At 59.8% G+C, this 20,854-nt stretch carries 20 protein-coding genes; 5 read left to right on the top strand and 15 right to left on the bottom strand.

All coding sequences use genetic code 11. The features are described 5' to 3' along the window. Positions 1-52: 52 nt before the first annotated feature. Together ACA057_RS00760 and ACA057_RS00755 are read right to left on the bottom strand one after the other, a co-directional pair. The gene (locus tag ACA057_RS00760; protein WP_059404137.1) at positions 53-298 is read right to left on the bottom strand and encodes a DUF2789 domain-containing protein; all 246 of its coding nucleotides are present in this window, start codon (positions 296-298) and stop codon (positions 53-55) included. Between the two features lie 138 nt (positions 299-436). Next, on the bottom strand, positions 437-898 hold the full coding sequence (locus ACA057_RS00755) for an aminoacyl-tRNA deacylase (protein WP_497345189.1): 462 nt from the start codon (positions 896-898) through the stop codon (positions 437-439). Between the two features lie 241 nt (positions 899-1,139). Here ACA057_RS00755 and ACA057_RS00750 point away from each other — a divergent pair, with 241 nt between their 5' ends. Further along, positions 1,140-1,670, top strand: coding sequence for an NfeD family protein (locus ACA057_RS00750; RefSeq protein ID WP_497345187.1), 531 nt, complete (start codon positions 1,140-1,142; stop codon positions 1,668-1,670). Positions 1,671-1,673: 3 nt separating this feature from the next. Then, the gene (locus tag ACA057_RS00745; RefSeq protein WP_129439535.1) at positions 1,674-2,432 is read left to right on the top strand and encodes a slipin family protein; all 759 of its coding nucleotides are present in this window, start codon (positions 1,674-1,676) and stop codon (positions 2,430-2,432) included. Positions 2,433-2,477: 45 nt separating this feature from the next. On the opposite strand, the gene ACA057_RS00740 is transcribed toward ACA057_RS00745, so the two are convergent. Then, positions 2,478-4,049, bottom strand: a complete 1,572-nt coding sequence (locus tag ACA057_RS00740) for a glycosyltransferase family 39 protein (RefSeq protein WP_497345185.1) — start codon at positions 4,047-4,049, stop codon at positions 2,478-2,480. 559 nt (positions 4,050-4,608) lie between these two features. Between ACA057_RS00740 and ACA057_RS00735 the strand changes: the two genes are divergently transcribed. Beyond that, on the top strand, positions 4,609-5,298 hold the full coding sequence (locus ACA057_RS00735) for an NYN domain-containing protein (protein WP_497345183.1): 690 nt from the start codon (positions 4,609-4,611) through the stop codon (positions 5,296-5,298). Here the strand turns inward: ACA057_RS00735 and ACA057_RS00730 are convergent. The 4 genes from ACA057_RS00730 to ACA057_RS00715 all read right to left on the bottom strand — a co-directional run bounded on the left by ACA057_RS00730 (position 5,279) and on the right by ACA057_RS00715 (position 10,622). Next, positions 5,279-6,865, bottom strand: a complete 1,587-nt coding sequence (locus ACA057_RS00730) for an efflux transporter outer membrane subunit (protein ID WP_497345181.1) — start codon at positions 6,863-6,865, stop codon at positions 5,279-5,281. The genes ACA057_RS00735 and ACA057_RS00730 overlap by 20 nt on opposite strands. Continuing rightward, the gene (locus ACA057_RS00725) at positions 6,862-7,926 is read right to left on the bottom strand and encodes an HlyD family secretion protein (protein WP_497345179.1); all 1,065 of its coding nucleotides are present in this window, start codon (positions 7,924-7,926) and stop codon (positions 6,862-6,864) included. Before ACA057_RS00725 ends, ACA057_RS00730 begins: the two co-directional genes overlap by 4 nt. A 26-nt stretch (positions 7,927-7,952) precedes the next feature. Then, positions 7,953-9,488, bottom strand: coding sequence for an MFS transporter (locus tag ACA057_RS00720; RefSeq protein ID WP_497345177.1), 1,536 nt, complete (start codon positions 9,486-9,488; stop codon positions 7,953-7,955). 207 nt (positions 9,489-9,695) lie between these two features. Beyond that, positions 9,696-10,622: a LysR family transcriptional regulator gene (locus ACA057_RS00715; RefSeq protein WP_497345175.1), complete on the bottom strand. Its 927-nt coding sequence runs from the start codon at positions 10,620-10,622 to the stop codon at positions 9,696-9,698. Between the two features lie 181 nt (positions 10,623-10,803). On the opposite strand from ACA057_RS00715, the gene ACA057_RS00710 reads away from it, so the two are divergent. Together ACA057_RS00710 and ACA057_RS00705 are read left to right on the top strand one after the other, a co-directional pair. Then, on the top strand, positions 10,804-11,853 hold the full coding sequence (locus ACA057_RS00710) for an RHS repeat-associated core domain-containing protein (protein WP_497345173.1): 1,050 nt from the start codon (positions 10,804-10,806) through the stop codon (positions 11,851-11,853). Between the two features lie 173 nt (positions 11,854-12,026). Continuing rightward, positions 12,027-12,881 (top strand): RHS repeat-associated core domain-containing protein, encoded by an 855-nt coding sequence (locus tag ACA057_RS00705; protein ID WP_497345171.1) that lies wholly within the window; start codon positions 12,027-12,029, stop codon positions 12,879-12,881. Positions 12,882-12,934: 53 nt separating this feature from the next. Here ACA057_RS00705 and ACA057_RS00700 read toward each other — a convergent pair whose 3' ends face one another. The 8 genes from ACA057_RS00700 to ACA057_RS00665 all read right to left on the bottom strand — a co-directional run bounded on the left by ACA057_RS00700 (position 12,935) and on the right by ACA057_RS00665 (position 20,847). Beyond that, positions 12,935-13,801 (bottom strand): ABC transporter permease, encoded by an 867-nt coding sequence (locus tag ACA057_RS00700; RefSeq protein ID WP_497345169.1) that lies wholly within the window; start codon positions 13,799-13,801, stop codon positions 12,935-12,937. Between the two features lie 21 nt (positions 13,802-13,822). Continuing rightward, positions 13,823-14,683 (bottom strand): ABC transporter ATP-binding protein, encoded by an 861-nt coding sequence (locus tag ACA057_RS00695; RefSeq protein WP_497345167.1) that lies wholly within the window; start codon positions 14,681-14,683, stop codon positions 13,823-13,825. A 5-nt stretch (positions 14,684-14,688) separates the two neighbouring features. Then, positions 14,689-15,714: an ABC transporter substrate-binding protein gene (locus ACA057_RS00690; RefSeq protein WP_497345165.1), complete on the bottom strand. Its 1,026-nt coding sequence runs from the start codon at positions 15,712-15,714 to the stop codon at positions 14,689-14,691. 17 nt (positions 15,715-15,731) lie between these two features. Then, a complete protein-coding gene (locus tag ACA057_RS00685) occupies positions 15,732-16,628 on the bottom strand; it encodes a TauD/TfdA dioxygenase family protein (RefSeq protein ID WP_497345163.1) in 897 nt (298 codons plus the stop codon). Positions 16,629-16,922: 294 nt separating this feature from the next. Further along, entirely contained in the window at positions 16,923-18,065 is a 1,143-nt protein-coding gene (locus ACA057_RS00680) for an alginate O-acetyltransferase AlgX-related protein (RefSeq protein ID WP_497345161.1), read from the bottom strand. An 11-nt stretch (positions 18,066-18,076) separates the two neighbouring features. Next, on the bottom strand, positions 18,077-19,492 hold the full coding sequence (locus tag ACA057_RS00675; protein WP_497345159.1) for an MBOAT family O-acyltransferase: 1,416 nt from the start codon (positions 19,490-19,492) through the stop codon (positions 18,077-18,079). An 18-nt stretch (positions 19,493-19,510) separates the two neighbouring features. Next, positions 19,511-20,179, bottom strand: a complete 669-nt coding sequence (locus ACA057_RS00670; protein ID WP_497345157.1) for an alginate O-acetyltransferase AlgF — start codon at positions 20,177-20,179, stop codon at positions 19,511-19,513. Beyond that, positions 20,179-20,847, bottom strand: coding sequence for an SGNH/GDSL hydrolase family protein (locus tag ACA057_RS00665; protein ID WP_401357003.1), 669 nt, complete (start codon positions 20,845-20,847; stop codon positions 20,179-20,181). Before ACA057_RS00665 ends, ACA057_RS00670 begins: the two co-directional genes overlap by 1 nt. Between the last annotated feature and the right edge of the window lie 7 nt (positions 20,848-20,854).

The following is a 20,854-nucleotide window of genomic DNA, read 5'->3' as shown; positions in this document are numbered from 1 at the left end:
ACTTGCACTAGCCCATACATCCCGACAGTGGCCACCACCAGAACGTTGATTTTTAAACCCCTCGCCCCTTCCTCAACAACACATCCAACTGATCCACCACCTCCGCCCAATCCGCGTCATCCAGAATCTCATCGCGCAAAAATTCCGCTTGGCTCTCGGTCCAGAAAAACGCATCCGCCAGATGCAGCTCGGGCTTGAGCGGTGAATGCGTGGCGATGAATTGATCGATGCTGACCGGATCGTTGTCCAGGCCGAGTTGTTTGAACAGCGATGGGAGGCTGTGGGTGGGCGATTCCATGACGAGCTCCTTTGTTGTGGATGAATCGGTGACCGCTTCGCAGTCATTCGCGGGCAAGCCTCGCTCCTACAGGGGATCTGCGGTCCACTGTAGGAGCGAGGCTTGCCCGCGAAGACGTCGTAACCGACGCCGCAAAAACTACTGACTCAACTCGCAAACTTGCGCATGCGGCACCAATTTCAGGAATTCCGGCATGCTCATGTGCAGCAGATTGTTGTGGTTGCCAGCCTCCAGGTAGATGTCTTTCTGCCGGGTCAGCAACGGGTCGATGACCATGTCCAGGCCATAGGATTCGCCCAATGCAGGCACGGCACCGCGTTCGCAATCCTCAAACAGGTGCGGCAGGTTGCTTTCCCGGGTCACCTGCCATTCACCGCTGCTGCGTACTTTGCTCAGGTCCAGGTGGCGACTCGCCGGCAGCACGGCCATCAGGTAATGCCCATGGTGGTCGTCGAGGATCACCGATTTGGCCACCCGTTCGGCAGGAATGCCCGAGACCCGAGCCGTTTCAAGGCTGCTGGCCGAGTGTGGGTGGGTAACGATGTCATATTTGCATTGAGCCTGCTCCAGGCTGTTCTGCAGGGTTCTTGCCATACGCATGATGCACCTCGGTGTCCGCAAACAGCTTGGGGCGGACGATGGTTAAACCTTTTGACTCCACTGAAAGTCTAGGCCCGCTGGCGTGATCGTGCGTGAAATCTGCCCGTCGGCCGAGGTCGACAATTGAGTGAAATTCGTACAACCCACAGCTCGACTAAACTGTATGTAACGTGAATTGCCTGAATCGGCACGGTGCTCTCAGGTTCTTCGCGAGCAAGCTCGCTCCTACAGGGAGGGTCACGTGAACATTCGTTGCGGTGCAGTTGCGCTGTTGCTGGCCTTGAGCGGATCGGTTTTCGCAGCGGACTCGGTTGTGCTGCTGGTTCCCAACCCCATCGGGATCTGGCTGATCACCTTTGGCATCGCGTTTCTGATCGCCGAAGCGGCGTTGCCCAATTACGGCGTGATCGGTCTGGGCGGCATAGTGATGTTCGTGATTGGCGCGGTGATCCTGACCAACACCGAAGTGCCGGTTCCGTTGATGATCGGGCTGGGCCTGATCAGTGCCCTGCTGCTGATTTTTTTGCTCATCCACGCCCTGAAAACCCGACCACGCGAAAACGTCAGTGGCGATGCAGGACTGGTGGGCAGCGTGACCCCGGTGATGTCACTGGCCGGCAATGCCTACAACGGTTGGGTGCACCTGCAAGGGGAAAAGTGGCAAGTGCTCAGCGCCACACCGCTACAACCCGGGCAACGGGTCCGGGTGGTGGCTCGCAAGGGATTGTTGCTGGAAGTGGCCGCGGCTGACGCGGCGCCGGGTGGAGAATAAACCATGGGCCTGCAACTGGGTTTTGCCGCGCTGCTGTTACTGGTGATTGCACTGGCGGGGTCGACCTTTCGCATCCTGCGCGAATACGAGCGCGGGGTGGTGTTCCAGCTCGGGCGCTTCTGGCAGGTCAAGGGCCCCGGCCTGATCCTGCTGATTCCAGTGGTCCAGCAAATGGTCCGTGTCGACTTGCGCACCGTGGTCCTCGATGTACCGCCGCAAGACGTGATCACCCGCGACAACGTCTCGGTCAAGGTCAACGCCGTGTTGTACTTCCGCGTTCTCGACCCGCAGAAGGCAATCATTCAGGTTGAAGACTTTCTCATGGCCACCAGCCAACTGGCGCAAACCACCTTGCGCGCGGTGCTCGGCAAACACGAACTCGATGAGCTGCTGGCCGAGCGCGAACGTCTGAACATCGACATCCAGCAAGTGCTCGACGCCCAGACCGACGCCTGGGGCATCAAGGTCGCCAACGTCGAGATCAAGCACGTGGACCTCAACGAGTCGATGATCCGCGCCATCGCCAAACAGGCCGAAGCCGAGCGGGAACGGCGGGCCAAGGTGATCCACGCCGAAGGCGAATTGCAGGCCTCGGAAAAGCTCATGCAGGCCGCCGAAATGCTCGGCCGCCAGCCTGGGGCCATGCAACTGCGCTACATGCAGACACTCAGTTCGATTGCCGGTGACAAGAGTTCGACGATTGTCTTTCCGCTGCCGATCGAGTTGCTCAAGGGCATGGCAGACCTGTCGTCGAAACCTTGAGCCATCAGCGTTTCGGCGAAACCGTTCAAGCCTTTGGGCAACGGTTCAATGCAGCACGAACAGACGCGCGTTCGCGCCCCCGGCCCGCGTTTCGCCAACGCTCTGCCAGCCAGCGGGCAACGGCGCGAATTCGTCCGGCACATCCACGGTGCCGATCAACCACACGCGACCCGTGCCTTTGGGCAATCGGTCGAGAGGATCCAGGTAAATGTCCTGAGTCACCAGCGTGCCGAAGCCATAGGCATTCGGCCGACTCGAAGCACCGCTGGCCAATGGCGGGGTGTAGAGCAACGGTTTGGCGCCGGTGCGGTTGTAATAGACATAGCTGAGGTACCAGAGCATATCGCTGGTGACGATCCGGTCGCCGCTCACGAAATGCTGGTTCACGTAGTCGACCATGACGCTGATCTGGTCATTGGTATCCACCGTGGCGTTGTTCTTCAGGCCCACCAGTTCAACGCCGACAAACAGCACCAGCACCGTCAACGCCAGCACTCGGAAGCCCGAATACAGGCGATCGATGGCCAGCGCGACAATCATCGGCAGCCCCAACGCATAGGCCGTCAGGTAACGTTCGATGAACACCGGCGTGATAAACGACACCGCAAACACCAGCAGCAATGGCAGCGCTGTGTAGATCACCAGCAAAACGCTGCCGCGAAAGACGCTGCGGTCCCGCGCCAGCGCCACGCCCGCAATGGCCAGTAACGCCAGCGGCAGCGCGATAAAGATCAATGTCGGCAGGTTCTCGCCATCGTCCTGGATCAGCAACGACCAGATCATCGAGGGCAGCGAGCCAAACGTGACAGGCGTCTCCCATCCCACGTCGCCATTGGCTTTGAGCTGATCAATGTGCTGGATCAGATCGATCAGGCTCGGCACCCACGGCAAGTACAGCAGCACGATCGCCATGTTCGCCAACCACCAACCGGGACGCTGGATATGCCGCAAGCGATACCCCGGCTGTACGCGGATCAGCCCCAGATACAACCAATGACACAGCACGCACAGGGCGGTGAAGTAATGGGTGTAGAACGCGGCACTCATTAGCAGCACATACGCCACCAGATACCGCGTGCGCCGGGGACGCCTGATCCAGTAGGCCAAGGCAATCGTCGCGCCGATCAGCCACAGCCCCAGCAGCGAATACATCCGCACTTCCTGGCTATATCGTACCGCCGTGGGCAGCAGCGCCAAGAGGAAACCGGTCAGCAGCGCGGCACGCCGGGTAGCGAGCAAGTCCATCAGCCAGACGCCGAGCCACACCGTGGCGATTCCGGGCAAAGCGCTGAGGCAGCGGATCGAAAAAATGCCGTCGCCAAACAGCTCGACCCAACCATGCAGCAACATGAAATACAGCGGTGGGTGTACGTCATGCGCGGCGTGCACCCAGATATCGGCCAATGAATAGTGACTCAGCAGCAGACTCGACCCTTCGTCGCCCCAGATGGCCGCCGCCGTCAGGTCGTAGAAACGCACAAGCGCGGCCAACGCCAGGATCGGCAACAGCCAATGCTGCTGCGCCCAACGCAACCAGCGCTGAACAATCGCCCAGACGCCGGGCGCCGCGTGTGGGCCCTCAGTGCTATCGAGCGGCGTTTCTCTGCGCGCCTCCATTGCTCCTCCCCAAAACGGCCCGAACCACAAAGCCTGTTGATCACTTTAGGACGGCGCAAGTTCGTCGGCGATGCTGGCTTTGCGACCGACGACATTTGGTAAGCATGATGATCATCAGTCTGGCGTCGCGCGGATAGAAATGTGTTGTTTCAAAAAGCCAATTTTTTCAGGGCCGTTGATTCACCCGCTCCCATTGAGTCGATCGGTACTTAATCCCACACGAATTTGGGAGGCTCCGTTCAAGCTCAACCGAAATCGGCGATAGACACATTATCGGCCTGGCAGCACACCAATACTTCCACCTCGCCTCAGCAATACTCACTAATATTTGAGGCCAGGATCACCTTGACCATCGAACATGAAAATGCACAAAACTAACCTGCCGGCGCTGGAAATTGTCCAGTCGAGTAGGTCTTGATCAGTTGAGTATTGACGTGCATGACGCACCCAATTTAGGATCAGCTCACTACTCAACCTCGTACGCAGAGATTAGGTTCTCTGGCAGTTGGGGTGAGAAAACCGGCTTCGGCCGGTTTTTTCGTTTCTGAGGATTGGATTTGTGCGCACTGCGTTCTTTGTTGACGGCTACAACGTGTTTTACGGGTTGCTGGCAGGCACACCTTACAAATGGCTGAATCTACCGCTGTTGTTGACGTATATCGCCAATATCGAAAACCCTAAAAGCGCACTCGTCTCAATCGACTACTTCACATCCTCGGTCAAACCTGAGCTTGCTACCCGCGGCAGGATTTCAAAGGAAGCTCAAGACACTTATGTCCGGGCCCTGAAGGCCAACAATGTCACTGTTCACTACGGCCGCCACCAACTTGAGCGTGCAAGCGCTCCGCGTTTCATCGACAAGAAAATCGCGGCCTCGCGCCAAGATAAAGTCGCGATATGGAAACTCGAAGAGAAAGAAACTGACGTCCATATCGCAGTAAGCATGTACCGCACAGCAGCCACGCAAGCCAATATCCATATTGCTGAGCGCGTGCAACAGCTTGTTCTGGTGTCTGGAGACACTGATATGACTCCCGCGCTGAAGGCAATCCGAGAGGACTTCCCTCAGATGACATTGGGTATCGTTCTTCCATGCCGGACTGGGTTAAAACGCTCGCCACCCGGCTCGCTAATAGAGCATTCCCACTGGATGCGCCGAGTCGTCTCCTCGGAAGAGTTGCAGTTGCACCAATTTCCAGATCGAGTACCCACTCGCAAGGCGCCCGCTATCAAGCCGGGTTACTGGTGACGATATCCGCCACCGGATACACCGACTCCCATCCCCCACCCAACGCCTTGTACAACCCGACCATCGCCAGCGAAACCCCGGTCGAACTCTCCACAAACTGCTCCTGAGTCGCGAGCAATGCGCCCTGCACCGTCAGCACGTTGACGAAATCCACCACGCCTTCCACGTACTGCTGTTGTGCGGTGCGCAGGGCGATCTGGTTTTGGCGCACGGCTTCGGCGAGGCTGTCGCGGCGTAGCTGGCTGGCGTTGTAGGTCGTGAGCTGATCGTCGATTTCATGCCAGGCGCGCAGCACGGTTTGCTGGTAGGCGATGGCGGCTTCCTGTTGTTGGGCTTCGCGTAAATTGAGGACGCCGCGCAAGCGTCCGCCGTCGAACAGCGGCAAGCTGAATTGCGGGCCGATGCCGAACGAGCGTGAGCCCCAGGAGCCGAAATCACTCAGCTGCATGGCTTGCGAACCGACGTTACCCGAGAGGGTGATCCGTGGATAAAAACCGCCCTTGGCCACGCCGATGTTCGCGGTGGCGGCGTGCAGACGGGCTTCGGCCTGACGGATGTCTGGCCGGCGTTCGGCCAGTTGCGACGGCAGGCCAATGGCGACTTGACGCGGAGTTTGTGGGACTGGGGCGTCTGTGGATAACTCGGCAGACAATGCCTGGGGCGGCTCGCCCATCAGCAGGCTCAGCGCGTTGATCAGTTGCGATTGGCGCTGCTCCAATGCCGGCAAGCGTGATTCGATGGCGGCGACTTGCGCGGCAGCCTCGGCGACGTCCAGGTCGGTGGCGACACCGTCGGCCAGGCGCAACTGCGAGAGTTTCAGGCTGTGACGGGCGACCTCGAGGTTCTGCTCGGTGACCGCTCGTGTACTTTGCACGCCACGCAGTTGAATGTAGTCCTGAGCGGTTTCGGCGAGCACTGACAAAAGCACGCTGCGTCGGTCATTTTCTGCCACTTCCAGCGTCGCGTCGGCGGCTTCGGTTTCCCGGCGCACGCGGCCCCAGAAATCCAGTTCCCAGGACGCGGAGAAACCTGCGTCCCACAGGTTGAACGCCGAGTTGCCATTGTTCCCAGACGGATCATTCAGGCCTTCGCCGCTGTTGCGTTTGCGTCCGTAGCTGCCCGTGGCGGCGGAGGTGGGATAGCGCTCGGCGGTGATCACCTGACGCACGGCGCGGCTTTGTTGCAAGCGGCTGCTGGCGACTTGCAGGTCGAGGTTGTCGGTCAGGGCGCGTTGGCTCAGGGCCGAGAGTTTCGGGTCGTGGAAAACGTCCCACCAGCGCTCGTCCATGGTTTCGGCGACGGCTTGGCTGGCGGCGGCTTTGGCCGGTTTTGACCACTCGGCGGCTTGATGGGCCTGAGGTTTGTGGAAATCCGGGCCGACGGTGCAGGCGCAAAGGCTCATGACGAGTAAGGCACAGAAGGTTAGTTGAGGCAGCCGGCCTCTTCGCGAGCAAGCCCGCTCCCACAAGGAATCACCTGTTGAGCAGAGATTGAGTGCGTTGCACCTATCCCCTGTGGGAGCGAGCCTGCTCGCGATGGCGTCGGATCGGTCAACAATGCGCTTCATCGTTGCGCAACCTCATGCTCACCGGTATTGCCAGTATCAATACTCGCCTCCACCGACATCCCCACGCGCAACCGCTCAGCCAACCGCTGCCCCGGCTCCAGCACGATCTTCACCGGAATCCGCTGCACCACCTTGGTGAAGTTGCCAGTCGCATTGTCCGGCTTCACCGAAGCGAAGGTCACGCCGGTGGCCGGTGCAATACTCTCGACACGCCCCCGCAAAGCTTCGCCGCCAAGGCTGTCGACACGCACCTGCACGTCCTGCCCCGGACGCACATCGGTCAGTTGGGTTTCCTGAAAATTGGCGACCACATACGCCTGCGCCAGTGGCACCACTGCCAGGATCTTGCTGCCCGGCGTGACATACGCGCCGACCCGCACCGCGCGCTCGCCAACCATGCCGTCCTGCGGCGCGACGATCCGCGTATAGGACAGCTCGAAACTGGCGATTTCCAGCGCTGCCTGCGCTCGTTTCAGCTCACCTTCAGCCGCGTCACGCTGGGCGGTCAGTATCTCCACCTGCTTGCGTTCCGCCGCCAATACCGCCGTCACGTTGGCCAACCGAGCGCTGGCTTGATCGATGCGAGTCCGTGCTTGCTGAGCGTTTTGCACCGTGCCGGCACCGACGCCGGCCAAGTGGTTGTAGCGGTTCAATTCATGCGCGGCGAAGTCCATTTCAGCCTTGGCCGACACCACGGTGGCTTGTGCCTGGGCGATCACCGAGCTCTGGCGTTCAAGTGTCGCGCGAGCATTTTGCAGGTGCGCCCTGGCCACCAGCGTCTCCGCGTCAGCGGCCTGCGCAGCAGCGCGTAAATCCCGGTCATCGATCAACGCCAGCAACTGCCCGGCCTTGACCTGCTGGTTGTCTTCCACCAGCACTTCCTTGATGAACCCGGCCACGCGCGGCACCACCAGCGTGAAGTCCGCCGAGACAAAAGCGTCGTTGGTGTTTTGTTGAGTGCGCTTGCCGAAAATACCGGGCGCCAGCAGGTAAACCAGCACGCCGATGGCTAACGCTGCGGCAACGCCGACAGCCACTTTTTGCTTTGCATGAGTCGTCATAAAAACCTTCAGTTTCAGTGGAGCAATCAAGTCGGCGCACGCGGCGGATACATTCGCGTCGGCAGCCAGAAAATCAGCAGGATCAGCGTCAGGGCGACGCCCGCCATGCACAGATAAAGATCCGAGGCCGTCAGCACCACGGCCTGCTCATGCAACCGATGAGCGAGGCCCGCACTCTCGCTGTCGGCCAGCGGTGAGTTGCCGAGGCTGTCCACCAACATGGTCGAATGAAAGTGCAACCTTGAAGTGGTCAACGCTTCGATCACACCGGTGGCAATCACCGCCGACAGACCTTTTACGGTGTTGAACCACGCCGACGCGAACGGCCCTTCCAGCGGGCTGATGCTGCCGGTGGAGAGCATCAACAATGGCAACACCGCCATGGGCTGACCGAAGATTTGCAGCAGTTGCAGCCCGTAGAAATCATCGCGAATCCACACCGATGTCAGCTGCGAACCGCCGATGCACGACAGCGCCAGCATGCTCAAACCGATCCCCAGCACCCAGCGGCAATCGACCCAACGCAGGTTGCACAACGCGGCCACCAAGGGCAGCGCGATCAACTGCGGGAGCGCGGCCAGCAGCATGATCGGCGCGGTTTGAATCGGGCGATAACCCTGGACCTGCGCCAGGTAACTCGATGGGATGATGATCACTGCCAGCAACACCACCAGCACGCCGGCCAGGGTCAGCAACGCGAACGACAGGTTGCGAATGCCGAGCATCTGCATCTTGAAAAACGGCACCGGCTGCGACCACTCGTTGATCAAAAACAGCACCAATAGCAGCAACCCGCCGCCGAGCAATCCGACGATCAGGTTCGACTCGAACCAGTCCAGCCGATTGCCCTGCAGGATGCCGATCACCAGCATGCAGATCGCCGGAAACCCCAGCAGCAAACCGCGCCAGTTGAACTGCTTGAAGCGCTCCAGCCGCAGCGGATCCTGCGGCAGACCGTAAGCCACTGCGAGCATGGCGATCAGGCACGGCGCGATGATTTGCCAGAAGGTCCATTGCCAGCCGACATGCTCGGTCCACAACCCGGCGAGCGGCGTGCCGAGGCCAGGGCCAAATGTCGCCGTCAGGGCATACCCGGCCAGGCCGTACAGCTTCACGTTGGCCGGTAAAAAGCGTAGCGCGACGGTCATCAACATCGGCGGCAACGCGCCGCCCGCCAGGCCTTGCAAGGTGCGCATGAGCAACAGGCTTTCGTAATTCGGAGCGAGCGGGCAGAGCACGCCCAGCAAGGTGAACGCGCCGATGGCGCACAGGGTGAACCGCCGCAACGAGAACGTGACGGCGCACCACGGCGCGAAGGCCATGGCGGCTACCGAGGTCGCGGTGTAACTGGCGACCAGCCAGGTGCCTTCGTCGTAGCCAATGGCCAACGCGCCGCGAATGTCGGCGAGGGCCACCTTGGTCACCATCTCGTTCAGGCCCGACACCAGCACGGCCAGCAAAACGCCGACCAGGCCGATGATGATCCGCAGACCGAACACCGGAGGCGCGACAGCGACTGGGCTGGCCGCGGCGAGAGGTGCCGTGGCCGTGAGGGAAGTCATTGACTGCAAGCTCCGGGATTTGAATACCGGGGCAGTTTAAGAAACGTGGGGGCTGACGAAAATTGACTTATCGGCAGCTTATAAGTGCGCCGAGCGCAACAATGAGAAACCTGTGGGAGCGGGCTTGCCCGCGATGGCGGACTGACCGTCAACGAGGATGTCGAACGTCATGGCCCCATCGCGGGCAAGCCCGCTCCCACAGGGGGATCAACTTGAGGTCGGTTGGGTCGCCAGCCACGTCTCATCGCAACAGCTTTTGAGCGTCTCACGCATCCAGCGATGGGCCGGGTCCTTGTCGAACCGCGGATGCCAGGACTGGGTCAGCATGATCGTCGGCAATGGAATCGGCAGAGTGAACGAGCGCAGCTTCAAACCCACGCGCCGGACACTCAACAGCGCTTCCTTGGGCACCGGCAAAATCAGATCGGAATCGGGCAAGGCAAACATCGCCGCGTGAAAACTCGGCGCAATCACCGCCACCCGCCGCTCCAGCCCCAACGCATTGAGCGCCGTGTCGATCGGCCCGCGAGCAATACCCCGGCGCGACATGCTGATATGAGAAAAGCCGGCGTAACGTTCAGCCGTGATCTCTTCATCGAACAGCGGATGATCCTCGCGCACCAGCCCGACAAAGTGCGTGGAAAACAGGTTCTGCACTTTCACTTCCGGCATCACCGGCCGATTGTTGCTGACGCTCAAATCGATGCGCCCTTCGCGCAAGGCTTCGTCATCACCGTCACCCTCCGGCACGAAACGCAGCTCACAATGCGGGGCCTGGCGCTCCATTGTGTCAAACAGCTTGCCGCCGTAAACACCGACAAAGAAATCGTTGGCGCGAATACTGAAACGCCGGCGCAAGCTGCCCAACTCCACCTCATCCGCCGAACGGAACAGCAGCGCGGCTTGCTCCACCACCTCCCGCACCTGCTCGCGCAGCGCCAGCGCCTTGGGCGTCGGCACCAGACCACGACCGGCGCGCACCAGAATCGGATCGCCAATGGCTTCGCGAATCCGCGTCAACGTTCGGCTCATGGCCGCCGGACTGAGGTTCATCCGCCGCGCCGCACCCACCACACTGCCCTCGTCGAGCAAGGCGTCGAGGGCGACCAACAGGTTCATGTCGGGGAGTTGCATAGCGAGCACTCGTGTCGGATCAGGGCTGATTCAGACGCAATGCTAGCAGCTCTTTCAGAGACTGGCTTTTGGCGTGCTGCCCATTGCAAACCTATCAGTTCTGATAGTTCTCAAGCGTGAGTCAGGCGAGTAAAACTAAAGGCCAGCATACTCTTGCGCCCACTCCTGCGGAGCTCTCTATATGACTCAAGCTAAACCTGCTGATCAAGAGAACCCGAGCCGGCAACGCACAGTGCTGCTGGCGACCGACAGCAGCCATTCGATCATTGGCGAAATCGTCGATGGCAAGACTAACGCCATCGCTTACTCCACCTACGGCGAGCAATCCGCACCGCAGGAAATCGCAACGCGACTGGGCTTCAACGGTCAAACGCGCGAACGGAGCATCGGCTGGTATTTGCTGGGCAACGGCTACCGCGCCTACAACCCGCGATTGATGCGGTTTCATAGCCCGGACAGTTGGAGTCCGTTTGGTAGGGGTGGGTTGAATGCGTATATGTATTGCGTGGGGGATCCGGTGAACCGGTCGGACCCGACAGGGCATAACCCTTTTGTCGCGGTGGGAATCTATGCGAAACACAAACTGTCAAAAGCGTACTCTGGATATAAACCCCACCCAGATTTCAACGTCAACCTCAAGAGTGCCACCGACGGTTTGTACGAAATGCAAAAAAATGTGAAATCTGAACAAACACATGGAGCGTCGGCTGTTTCTCAGGCTGCGAGTTACATTTTCGGGCCAAAACCCGAAAACAAATTTATAGGTAAATATCCATCACAGGGTGAAGGAAACAATAATGCTCCGGGATCGGTTTTCAACAGAAATATCTCGATTCCAATGGCAATCACCGCTACTGCACGGCGAAGTCATGCGCCTGGAAGGCCCCTCCAGGTGGGTAAGGCTGCAGCAAGCCCGACGACATCAGATTTTCCACCAACGTATGAGCAAGCAACCTTTGGGATGGAACTCGGGAATCCCGGCACTTTTGCTGCATCGCAGAGTGGTCAAACCTATGTAGTGAATAGAGTCGCTGTTGACAATGTCTACCTTAATTTTCATCCGCCCCGAATGGCGCACCCGCAACTTCCGGACCTCCCTCCACCTCGACCTCGAAGCCCTTCTCCTCAAACATCCAGAGATTCGACGCCTCCTCGCTCACGCAACCCCAGCGGAGACCCGCCCGCCTCGGGGAACGGCGACTCATTAACATGGGACGTGCGTCGTCGGTGATGAACCTAAGCGGACGCACCTAGACCGGCAGTACCATCGGTATCAGGATGAAAAATTCGAAACATGTGCCCGCATTCAAAGTCACTATCAGTTCTGATAGTTCTCAAGTTTAGTGAGGCGCGTAAAACTAAAAACACACGTTTTCTTCGGTCCCCTACCGTGGAGCGCTCTGTATGAGCTTTACCAAATCTGCTGATCAAGAAAAACAGTCCCGGCAACTCGCAATTTTGTTCGCAACCAACAGCAGCCATTCGATCATTGGCGAAATCGTTGATGGCAAGACCAACGCCATTGCCTATTCCGCCTACGGCGAGCAATCCGCGCAGCAGCACATCACGACGCGATTGGGCTTCAACGGTCAATTACGTGAAACGAATATTGGTTGGTCTTTGCTGGGTAACGGCTATCGCGTCTACAACCCGCGACTGATGCGCTTTCATAGCCCGGATAGCTGGAGCCCGTTTGGTGGGGGTGGGTTGAATGCGTTTATGTATTGCGCAGGGGATCCGATCAATCGATTTGATCCAACAGGGCATTCCTGGTTTTCGACCATGCTGCAACGGTTCCGAAACGTGTTTAAGTCGAAAAACTCAAACATCCCCCCTTCTCCCCCCCCGGGAAAGGGAGCAGCGAACGGAATCAACATTACTCAGGATCGAAGAGGTTCGCCGGATTATCCCGGTGTCACTTCCTACGTCGGCACCACATCACCCAGTACGTCGTCATCCCCTTCACTATCAACGACGCCATCAATGGCAAGCACCTCCAAGCGTTTCGCTCTAAAACCGAGCGGAAGCATCAATACACCTTGGTCGCGTACTGTTGAAAACTGGAAATCTTTGCTTCCAGACTCGCCTACATCTTCTCGACGGTCTTCATCCTCGTCTGTGTCTTCATCTTCGTCATCTGCTCCGTCCTGGTCCCCACTAAGTTCGGATTCGCCACAAAGCTCTAGCCAAGCACACATATTTGGAGCGTTTACTGATATGCGTGATGGAAAGACTGTACAGAAATGGATTAGGCGTTAATGAAGAAGTCGCACCCTTTTGAAGATGTCGTCGTGCAAGCGACGACATCCTCTTCACCGCTGCATCCCCCACCGCTTCACCGTCACCCGTTCCAACGTATCAAACACCAGATTCTCCACCAGCAACCCGATAAGGATCACCACCGCCAACCCGGCAAACACTTTATCCGTATACAGCTCATTGCGATTCTGAAAGATGTACCAGCCCAACCCACCCTTGCCGCTGGTAGCGCCAAACACCAACTCCGCCGCGATCAACGTACGCCACGCAAACGCCCAGCCAATTTTCAGCCCGGCAAGGATCGACGGCAGTGCAGCCGGAATCAAGATAAACAGCACAAAGCGCATGCCCTTGAGGCCGTAGTTGCGCCCGGCCATGCGCAGGGTTTCCGAGACGCCGAGAAACCCGGCATAGGTGTTCAGCGCCAAGGCCCAGAGCACTGAATGCACCAGCACGAAAATCAGGCTGTTCTGCCCCAATCCGAACCACAGCAGCGCCAGCGGCAACAGCGCAATTGCCGGCAGCGGGTTGAACATCGAGGTCAAGGTACTCAGCAGATCGCGACCGAACTGCGTCGACACTGCCAAGGTGGTCAGGGCAAACGCCAGGACGATGCCGATCAGGTAACCCTTGAGCAATACGACCAGTGAAATCCACACCTTGCCCAGCAACTCGCCGCTGAGCAGGCCGTCATACAGCGCGCTGGCGGTTTGCAGAAAACCCGGCAGCAGCAGGTCGTTGTTCTGAACGCGCGCGACCACTTCCCACAGCACGGCGAGCAGTATCAGGATCAGGCTTTTGCGCAGCCAGCCCTGTTGCCACAACCGTTGGCCGAGGGGCAGTTCACGCTCCAGCGGTACGCTGGTGAGCGGCTGCAATACGGTTTCGAATTCTTCACGCGGGGATGATAATTGGCTCATCGGGCCCTCCTCTCAACGGGGTCAATAAGCGATGCGGATGTCGGCGAAATCCAGTTCACGTTCGGTTTCCGCTGACTGGCCTTCATCGAACAACAACCGATGAATCCGCCGCGCCGATTCCTGGAACGCCACGCCACCGAGGCTGTGCAAATTGTATTGATGGCTGTGGACTTCCGCCCGCACCCGCCCCGGATGCGGCGACAACAGCAGGATGCGATTGCCCACCACCAGCGCTTCTTCGATGGAGTGCGTGACGAACAGCAGGGTGAAGCGCACCTCTTCCCAGAGCAGCAGCAATTCTTCCTGCATCTTGCGCCGGGTCAGTGCGTCGAGGGCGGCGAAGGGCTCGTCCATCAAGAGGATTTTCGGCTGCATCGCCAACGCCCGGGCAATCGCCACACGCGCTTTCATGCCGCCAGAAAGCGTGTGCGGATAGGCATCGGCGAACGCCGCCAGACCGACTTTTTCCAGGTAGTGCAGCGCCCGCTCTTCAGCTTCTTTGCGCTTGAGGGTTTTCGACGCCAGCAGCGGAAACATCACGTTCTGTTTGACGGTTTTCCACGGCGGCAGTTGATCGAATTCCTGGAACACCACAATCCGGTCCGGCCCCGGCGCGTTGACGGTTTGGCCCTGGAGACGTATCTCGCCTTCACAAGGTTGGATGAACCCGGCAACGGCCTTGAGCAACGTCGATTTACCGCAACCGGACGGACCGAGCAGCACGAAGCGGTCGGCCGGATCGATCTCGAAACTGACTTGATGGGTTGCACGAACGACTCGCTGTGGCGTGCGGTACTCCAGGCTGACATTGTCGACCGACAGCAGCGCTTGGGCTGCCGCGATCGGTTTGCTGGCCGTGTGGCCTTGCAAAGGGGCGTTCATCTCGGTCAGCTCCCTTGCAGCGGTTTGGTGTCCTGGAAGAAGTAGTCCTTCCACGATTCCGGTTTATTTTTGATCGCGCCGACGCGGTAGAGAAACTCGGCCAACGGGTAAGTATTTTTCGGCGTGACGCTGAATTCGAACTGCGGGTTGTCGATGATTTTCAGCAGCGCTGCGCGATCAATTTTGGCCTTGGTCACGCGGATGTACGTGTCGGCCGCAGCGCCTTTGTCGTTCTGGGCAAACTGCGCCGCTTCGGCCAGTGCTTCGACGAACGCCTTGTAAGTTTTCGGGTTTTCGTCGCGGAATTTTTCGGTGGCGAACAGCACGGTCGGCGAATTCGGGCCGAGCAGGTCGTAGGTGTTCAGCACCACATGCACGTTGGGATTTTCCAGCGCCTGATCCTGGAACGGCGGGTTGGAGAAATGCCCGCTCAGCTCAGTGCCCCCGGCGATCAGCGCAGCGGTGGCGTCCGGGTGCGGCAGGGCGATGGTGTACTTGTCGAGGCGATTGAATTCCTTGTCGCCCCACTGCTTGGCGGCCGCGTACTGCAAAAAGCGCGACTGCACCGACACGCCCACCGCCGGCACCGCGATGCGGTCTTTCTCGGTGAAGTCGGCAATGGTTTTGACCTTGGGATTGTTGCTCACCAGGTAGTACGGGAAGTTGCCGAGGGAAGCCACGGCTTTGACGTTCTGCTTGCCGTGTGTACGGTCCCAAATGGTCAGCAGCGGACCGACGCCCGCGCCGGCAATGTCGATGGAGCCGGAGAGCAACGCGTCGTTGACCGCCGCACCGCCGGAGAGCTGGGTCCAGTCGACCTTGATGTCGATGCCTTCCTGCTTGCCGTACTTCTCGATCAGGTTCTGATCGCGCACCACATTGAGCAACAGGTAAACGATACCGAACTGCTCGGCGATGCGGATTTCACCTTCGGCGTGGGCTACGGGCGGCGCCACCAGGCTGCTGGCGAGCAAGCTGAAACCCAGGCCGATGGCCGCGGCCAACGGTGCCAATGAAAGACGTTTGAGCATGATGGATCTCCGACAAATCAGACAGGCGCGTCGCCCTGGATGGTGGTGCGATACAACTTGCGGCGCAGGTAGCTGGGGCACCCGGCGGCGAGGTGGATCAGCGAACGGTTGTCCCAGAACACCAGGTCGTGGGGCTGCCATTGATGGCGGTAGATGTTCTGCGGCAGCACGCTGTGGGCGTAGAGCTCGTCGAGCAGCTGCTTGCTCTCGTCTTCGGGCAAGCCAACGATGCGGGTGGTGAAACCCTCACTGACGAACAACGCCTTGCGACCGTTCTCCGGGTGCGTACGAACAATCGGGTGAACCACTTCGGCGACCTGGGCGAGTTGCTCGGGCGTCAGGGTCGGGCGCCAGTTGCCTTCGAATTTGGTCTCGCTGTAACGCGCCGTGTACGAGTGCGCGGCCGAGCGGCCTTCGACAGCTTTGCGCAGTGCCTCGGGTAAGTTGTCCCAGGCTTTGTGCATGTCGGCGAACAGCGTGTCGCCGCCTTCGGACGGCAGCTCCTGGGCGTGGAGCATCGAGCCCAGGCTCGGCAGTTCTTTATAGGAAAGGTCGGAGTGCCAGAACTTGCCGGCGTCACCGAGGCCAACGGATACGCCGTTCTCGATGATGTTGGAAACGATGAGGATTTCCGGGTGCCCGGCCAGCAGGAACTGCTTGAGCACATGGATCTGCAACACGCCGAAGCGGCGGCTGAAGGCGATTTGTTGTTCCGGGGTAATGCGCTGGTCGCGGAACACCACGACGTGATGATCGAGGTGCGCGCGGTGGATGCGGGCGAAATCCTGATCATTGATCGGGCGGGACAAATCCAGACCGATAATTTCGGCCCCGACGGCGCCGCTGAACGGACGAACATCGAAGGTTTGCGGCGCGATATTCGCGGCGCTTGAAGACGCAGAGACGGCTGACATGACAATCACTCCCACGCACGGCACGCTCAAGGGCGCGCGCGTCGATCAGAAACTCACGGAGGTCCCGTGTTGGTTCGTGTCGTGCGGCGCGCCGATTGGTCGGCAGGTACGCAGGAGAGTGACTTTATAGGTATAAGAATTAGAATTTAAATACCGTTAGTGAATAACGATATGGCTTTTGATGTGTGTTGTTTTTGAAGCTGCCATCGCGGGCAAGCCCGCACATTGGAACTGGGTCGAATGCAAATCCAATGTGGGAGCGGGCTCGCCCGCGAAGAGGCCATCAGCCGCACCTTATTTCGCCCAATCAATCACTTCGCTGTAAGGCGTCTGCAAATCCCGCTCAGGAATTTCCCAGACAATCAATTTCGGCGGCGTTTGCTTGAACGCCGGATTATTGAAATACCCATTGGCCCCGCCAGAGAACTCACCGCCATCCTTGGAGAAGTCGCCGATCGGCGCGCCCAACGCCTGTTGCAGGAAGCCCAGGAAGTTGGAATTGCGCGAAAACGAAGTCCCGATCAGCGCCACGTTCGGCAGGTTATCGTCGCCGAACAGGTCGTCGAGGTTGTCGCCGCCGCTTTGTGCTTCGGCAGCCTTCTCGCTGATCTGGGTGGCGGCCACGGTTTCCGGCGTTGGCTGCCAACTCAGTGGCAGCCATTCAAGGCCGGCAAGCCTGACCAGGTCGCCCGGGCGGCGGACTGGGTCTTGCGCCTTCACCTCGAAGTTTTTCTGCGGCGTAGCGCTAATGCCCATGGCTTGCACTTGCCTGGCGACCGCTTTGGCGGCGGCTGCCGAGCCGATTTCGCTCCAGTGGGTGTCGGTGCGCAAGAACGCGTCGGCGCCCAAGGGTTGCAGGGTCGGCGCCAGGTCCACGGCGGCGACACCGGCCTTGTTCAGGCCATCGACCCACGTCACGACACGGTCCTGCAGCTGTGCTGGGCGACGCAGGTCACACAACTGCGCGGCGGCGATACGACTCTTGTCCGGCACCACCGCCACCAGCAGCGTAATGCCGCGCTTGGCCAGGCGTTGCTGGATATCACGCACCACGCCGGCCTTGGTGTCGGCGTTGGCTTGAGCGTAGCGATTGATCCGCATTTCATTAGTCAGGAACAGCCAGCCCGGGCACCCTGAGCGCACACGCGGACCGGTATCGTGCAGCGCCAGCCAACTCGCGCCGCGCTCCAGGTCCGCCGCCCGCTCGGGCACCACCGCCTTGGACAGTTGCTTGGCGATCTTGTGGGTGACATCGCCTTCCAGGGCAGCCTGCTGGGTGAGCTTGGGCGGCAGCATTTCGACTTTTCCGCTCAACAGCAGCCAGGTGCAGGAGGCGAAACCAATCGCCAGAAAAGCCACGAACACAACGCCCGATACGTTGCTGATACGGGCAGTCAGTTCGCTGGGTTGAGCCGGTGCAGGGGACGAGGAAGTCATGGGCGCGGTCATCAGAACTGGAAGTACAGGAAGGGCACCGCTTCACGGCTCGCGATCAACGCGAACGAAAGCAGGAAACCCGCCACCGGCCACACGGCCGCCATCGGTGCAAACAGCGCATGGCCGCCAAACCGTTGCTCATACCGGTTGTGCAGCAACGGCGCAACGATGCACACCACACCGAGCAACGCCGCGATGCCGTGGGCCGGGCGCAGCGTCACCGCCAGCGCATCACCCAATGCAAACCCGTGCAGGCCGAACTGTCCGGCATACATGGTCATCGCCGAATGGAAATCCGGCGCGCGGAACAAGGTCCACGCCAGGAACACAAACAGCAGCGTCAAGGTGTGCGACAACACGGATGGAATCCTCGGCAAGCTTGAGCGAGACCATAGGCGATCAACGCACAGGGCGATGCCGTGGGCCGAGCCCCACAAGAGGTAGTTCCAACTGTCGCCGCCGTGCCACAGGCCGGCAATGGCCATGGTCAGGAACAGATTGCGATAGGTCTTCCACGCGCCATTGCGGTTACCGCCAAGGGCGATGTACAGGTAGTCACGCAGCCAGCTCGATAGCGACAAGTGCCAGCGCCGCCAGAAGTCCTGAATGCTACTGGCCAGGTACGGCCGGTTGAAGTTTTCCGGGAAGTGGAAACCCAGCATCAGGCCCAGGCCGATCGCCATGGCGCTGTAACCGGCGAAGTCGAAAAACAGTTGCAGCGAGTAAGCCAGGCAACCGATCCAGGCGTCGACGAAGGAAGGGTTTTCCAGGTGGAACGCAACGTCCACCAGTGGCGACAACGTGTCCGCCACCAGCACTTTCATGCACATGCCGATCATGAAGCGGCGAGCGCCGAGCGAGAAATTCTGCCAGCCAAAATAGCGCTGCGTGAGTTCACGACGTACCCAGTCATAACGAATGATCGGCCCGGCAATCGAGTGCCCGAACATCGAAATGTACGTCGCGTAATTAATGAAGCTGCGCTCCACCGGCACCGTGTGGCGGTGCACGTCCACCAGGTAGGAAATCGCCTGCAAGACAATAAACGACAGCCCCGCCGGCAGCGCCACCCGCTGCCATTCCAGCGGCATGGCGCCGTAGTAAGTGATCAGCTCACTCCAGGTCCCGGCCAGGATGTTGGCGTATTTGTACCAGCACAGCACGGCGGTGTTGAACACGATCAACGCGATCAACAGCCGCACGCGTCCCTTCGAGTCCTCGCGGGAACGGTCCACCAGCAAGCCACCGACCCAGGCGACGATGGTCAACACCACGTGCAGGGTCAGGAACAGCGGGCTCAGCCAGCCATAGAACAGCCAGCTGCCGATCAGCAGGATGACGTTGCGCCAAGCCGGTTTGCCCAGGGCATACACCAGCAAAAACGCAGGCAGGAACAGCGTCAGGAACTCGAGTGAGGCGAAGACCATGGCAGCGGCAGAATCCGATCAGTGGGACAGAGTGTCCGTGGCGTTCAAAAGACGCGGCCCGGTGGCCGAAGGCACCAGCAGCACGCTGTAACGCTCACCCGCTTTGAGTTCGCCCAGGTCCAGCGGCGCACCGACGGTGGCGTTCGCGCACACCAGCTGCACCGACAGGGTGACCGGGTTGATCGAGCGACGTTGCAAGCTGTCGACCGGCACTGCCTTGAACAGGTCGGCGGGACGCCCGGCAGGCCGCAGGCTGGCGTCGGCGCACGAAGCGTCGACGTTGAAGAACGCCAGCGACGCCTTCAGGCCATTGAAATCGTCCGGCTGTTCGCGCACGGCGATTTGCTTGATGCCCTTGCCGTCCGGCACCGCGACCACGGTGGCGAATTCACCGGGCTCGATTTTCAGGTCCATGGCCAGTTTTTGCGCGCCGCTGACCAAGGTGCCCTTGACCGGACTGCTCGACTGCACCGGAAAAAACAGCGACACCGGTTGCGTCGCTTCCAGGCGCATCGGCGGTTGGCCGGCCTGGGCGATCACGTCCAGCGGAGCCGTGCTGGCATTGACGAAACGGATGAACGCCGCATCCTCGCTCGGGCCGGTGGGGTACAGCGCAAACTCAGCAGCCAGGACGTTGACGCTGGAGAACAGCGCCGCCACGGCGCAGACAGCAGAAAGGCCGCGCATTACTGCTTCGCTCCCTTGTTGCTGACCGCATCGGCCGGCAGTTTGGCCAGCGCGCCGCCGATGGCGTTGGCCCAGGATTTATAGCCGGCCACGGTGAAGTGCTGACCGTCGGTGGTGACCCACTCGCCCGGTTTGGAGAACGTCAGCGAGTCGATGTAGGTGCAAGGCGCCACGTTGGTCGACAGGAACGCCGACATCAGTTTGGTCCGCGCATCGTTCTTCTTGTACATGCCGCCTTCCTTGCCCCAGGCCGGACCGACCCAGGCGCATTTGGCGCCGTTGGCGGTGATTTCCTTGGCCAGGGCGGTCACGTTCTGCCAGGCCCAGGCTTTCGGGAACACCGGTTTGTCGTAGGACGCCATGGTGTCGCCGATCACCAGCACCACCAGGTCAGGCTTGTCGGCGGCAATCAGGTCTTTGATCGGGGTGGTGGTCGCTTCACGGCCCTTGATGACAATCTTGCCATCGCCTTTTTGCTCGGCGCCGCAATCGACTTTCTTGGTGATCAGCCAATCGCCGGCGCTGGCGCCGCAGGCACCGATCGAATGCACGATCGCGCCTTGCTGGGTCAGGTTGGCTTGCAGCGGCTCCATCAAGTGGTCCGCCAGGCTCATGTGGCTTTCACCCAGAACCAGAAGGGTCATACCGGCAAGAACGGAAGAAGGCATTTAAGTC

It is taken from the genome of Pseudomonas sp. LBUM1661, from assembly GCF_059695925.1.
This window is presented reverse-complemented; position numbering and strand designations above follow the sequence as displayed.

Excerpts from the sequence above, each read along its gene's own strand:
- ACA057_RS00740 (WP_497345185.1), bottom strand. The coding sequence starts at position 4,049 with ATGGAGGCGCGCAGAGAAACGCCGCTCGATAGCACTGAGGGCCCACAC.
- ACA057_RS00675 (WP_497345159.1), bottom strand. The coding sequence starts at position 19,492 with ATGGTCTTCGCCTCACTCGAGTTCCTGACGCTGTTCCTGCCTGCGTTT.
- ACA057_RS00685 (WP_497345163.1), bottom strand. The coding sequence starts at position 16,628 with ATGTCAGCCGTCTCTGCGTCTTCAAGCGCCGCGAATATCGCGCCGCAA.
- ACA057_RS00665 (WP_401357003.1), bottom strand. The coding sequence starts at position 20,847 with ATGCCTTCTTCCGTTCTTGCCGGTATGACCCTTCTGGTTCTGGGTGAA.
- ACA057_RS00710 (WP_497345173.1), top strand. The coding sequence starts at position 10,804 with ATGACTCAAGCTAAACCTGCTGATCAAGAGAACCCGAGCCGGCAACGC.
- ACA057_RS00730 (WP_497345181.1), bottom strand. The coding sequence starts at position 6,865 with ATGAAGCGCATTGTTGACCGATCCGACGCCATCGCGAGCAGGCTCGCT.
- ACA057_RS00705 (WP_497345171.1), top strand. The coding sequence starts at position 12,027 with ATGAGCTTTACCAAATCTGCTGATCAAGAAAAACAGTCCCGGCAACTC.
- ACA057_RS00725 (WP_497345179.1), bottom strand. The coding sequence starts at position 7,926 with ATGACGACTCATGCAAAGCAAAAAGTGGCTGTCGGCGTTGCCGCAGCG.
- ACA057_RS00670 (WP_497345157.1), bottom strand. The coding sequence starts at position 20,179 with ATGCGCGGCCTTTCTGCTGTCTGCGCCGTGGCGGCGCTGTTCTCCAGC.
- ACA057_RS00745 (WP_129439535.1), top strand. The coding sequence starts at position 1,674 with ATGGGCCTGCAACTGGGTTTTGCCGCGCTGCTGTTACTGGTGATTGCA.
- ACA057_RS00690 (WP_497345165.1), bottom strand. The coding sequence starts at position 15,714 with ATGCTCAAACGTCTTTCATTGGCACCGTTGGCCGCGGCCATCGGCCTG.
- ACA057_RS00700 (WP_497345169.1), bottom strand. The coding sequence starts at position 13,801 with ATGAGCCAATTATCATCCCCGCGTGAAGAATTCGAAACCGTATTGCAG.
- ACA057_RS00680 (WP_497345161.1), bottom strand. The coding sequence starts at position 18,065 with ATGACTTCCTCGTCCCCTGCACCGGCTCAACCCAGCGAACTGACTGCC.
- ACA057_RS00755 (WP_497345189.1), bottom strand. The coding sequence starts at position 898 with ATGCGTATGGCAAGAACCCTGCAGAACAGCCTGGAGCAGGCTCAATGC.
- ACA057_RS00715 (WP_497345175.1), bottom strand. The coding sequence starts at position 10,622 with ATGCAACTCCCCGACATGAACCTGTTGGTCGCCCTCGACGCCTTGCTC.
- ACA057_RS00695 (WP_497345167.1), bottom strand. The coding sequence starts at position 14,683 with ATGAACGCCCCTTTGCAAGGCCACACGGCCAGCAAACCGATCGCGGCA.
- ACA057_RS00720 (WP_497345177.1), bottom strand. The coding sequence starts at position 9,488 with ATGACTTCCCTCACGGCCACGGCACCTCTCGCCGCGGCCAGCCCAGTC.
- ACA057_RS00760 (WP_059404137.1), bottom strand. The coding sequence starts at position 298 with ATGGAATCGCCCACCCACAGCCTCCCATCGCTGTTCAAACAACTCGGC.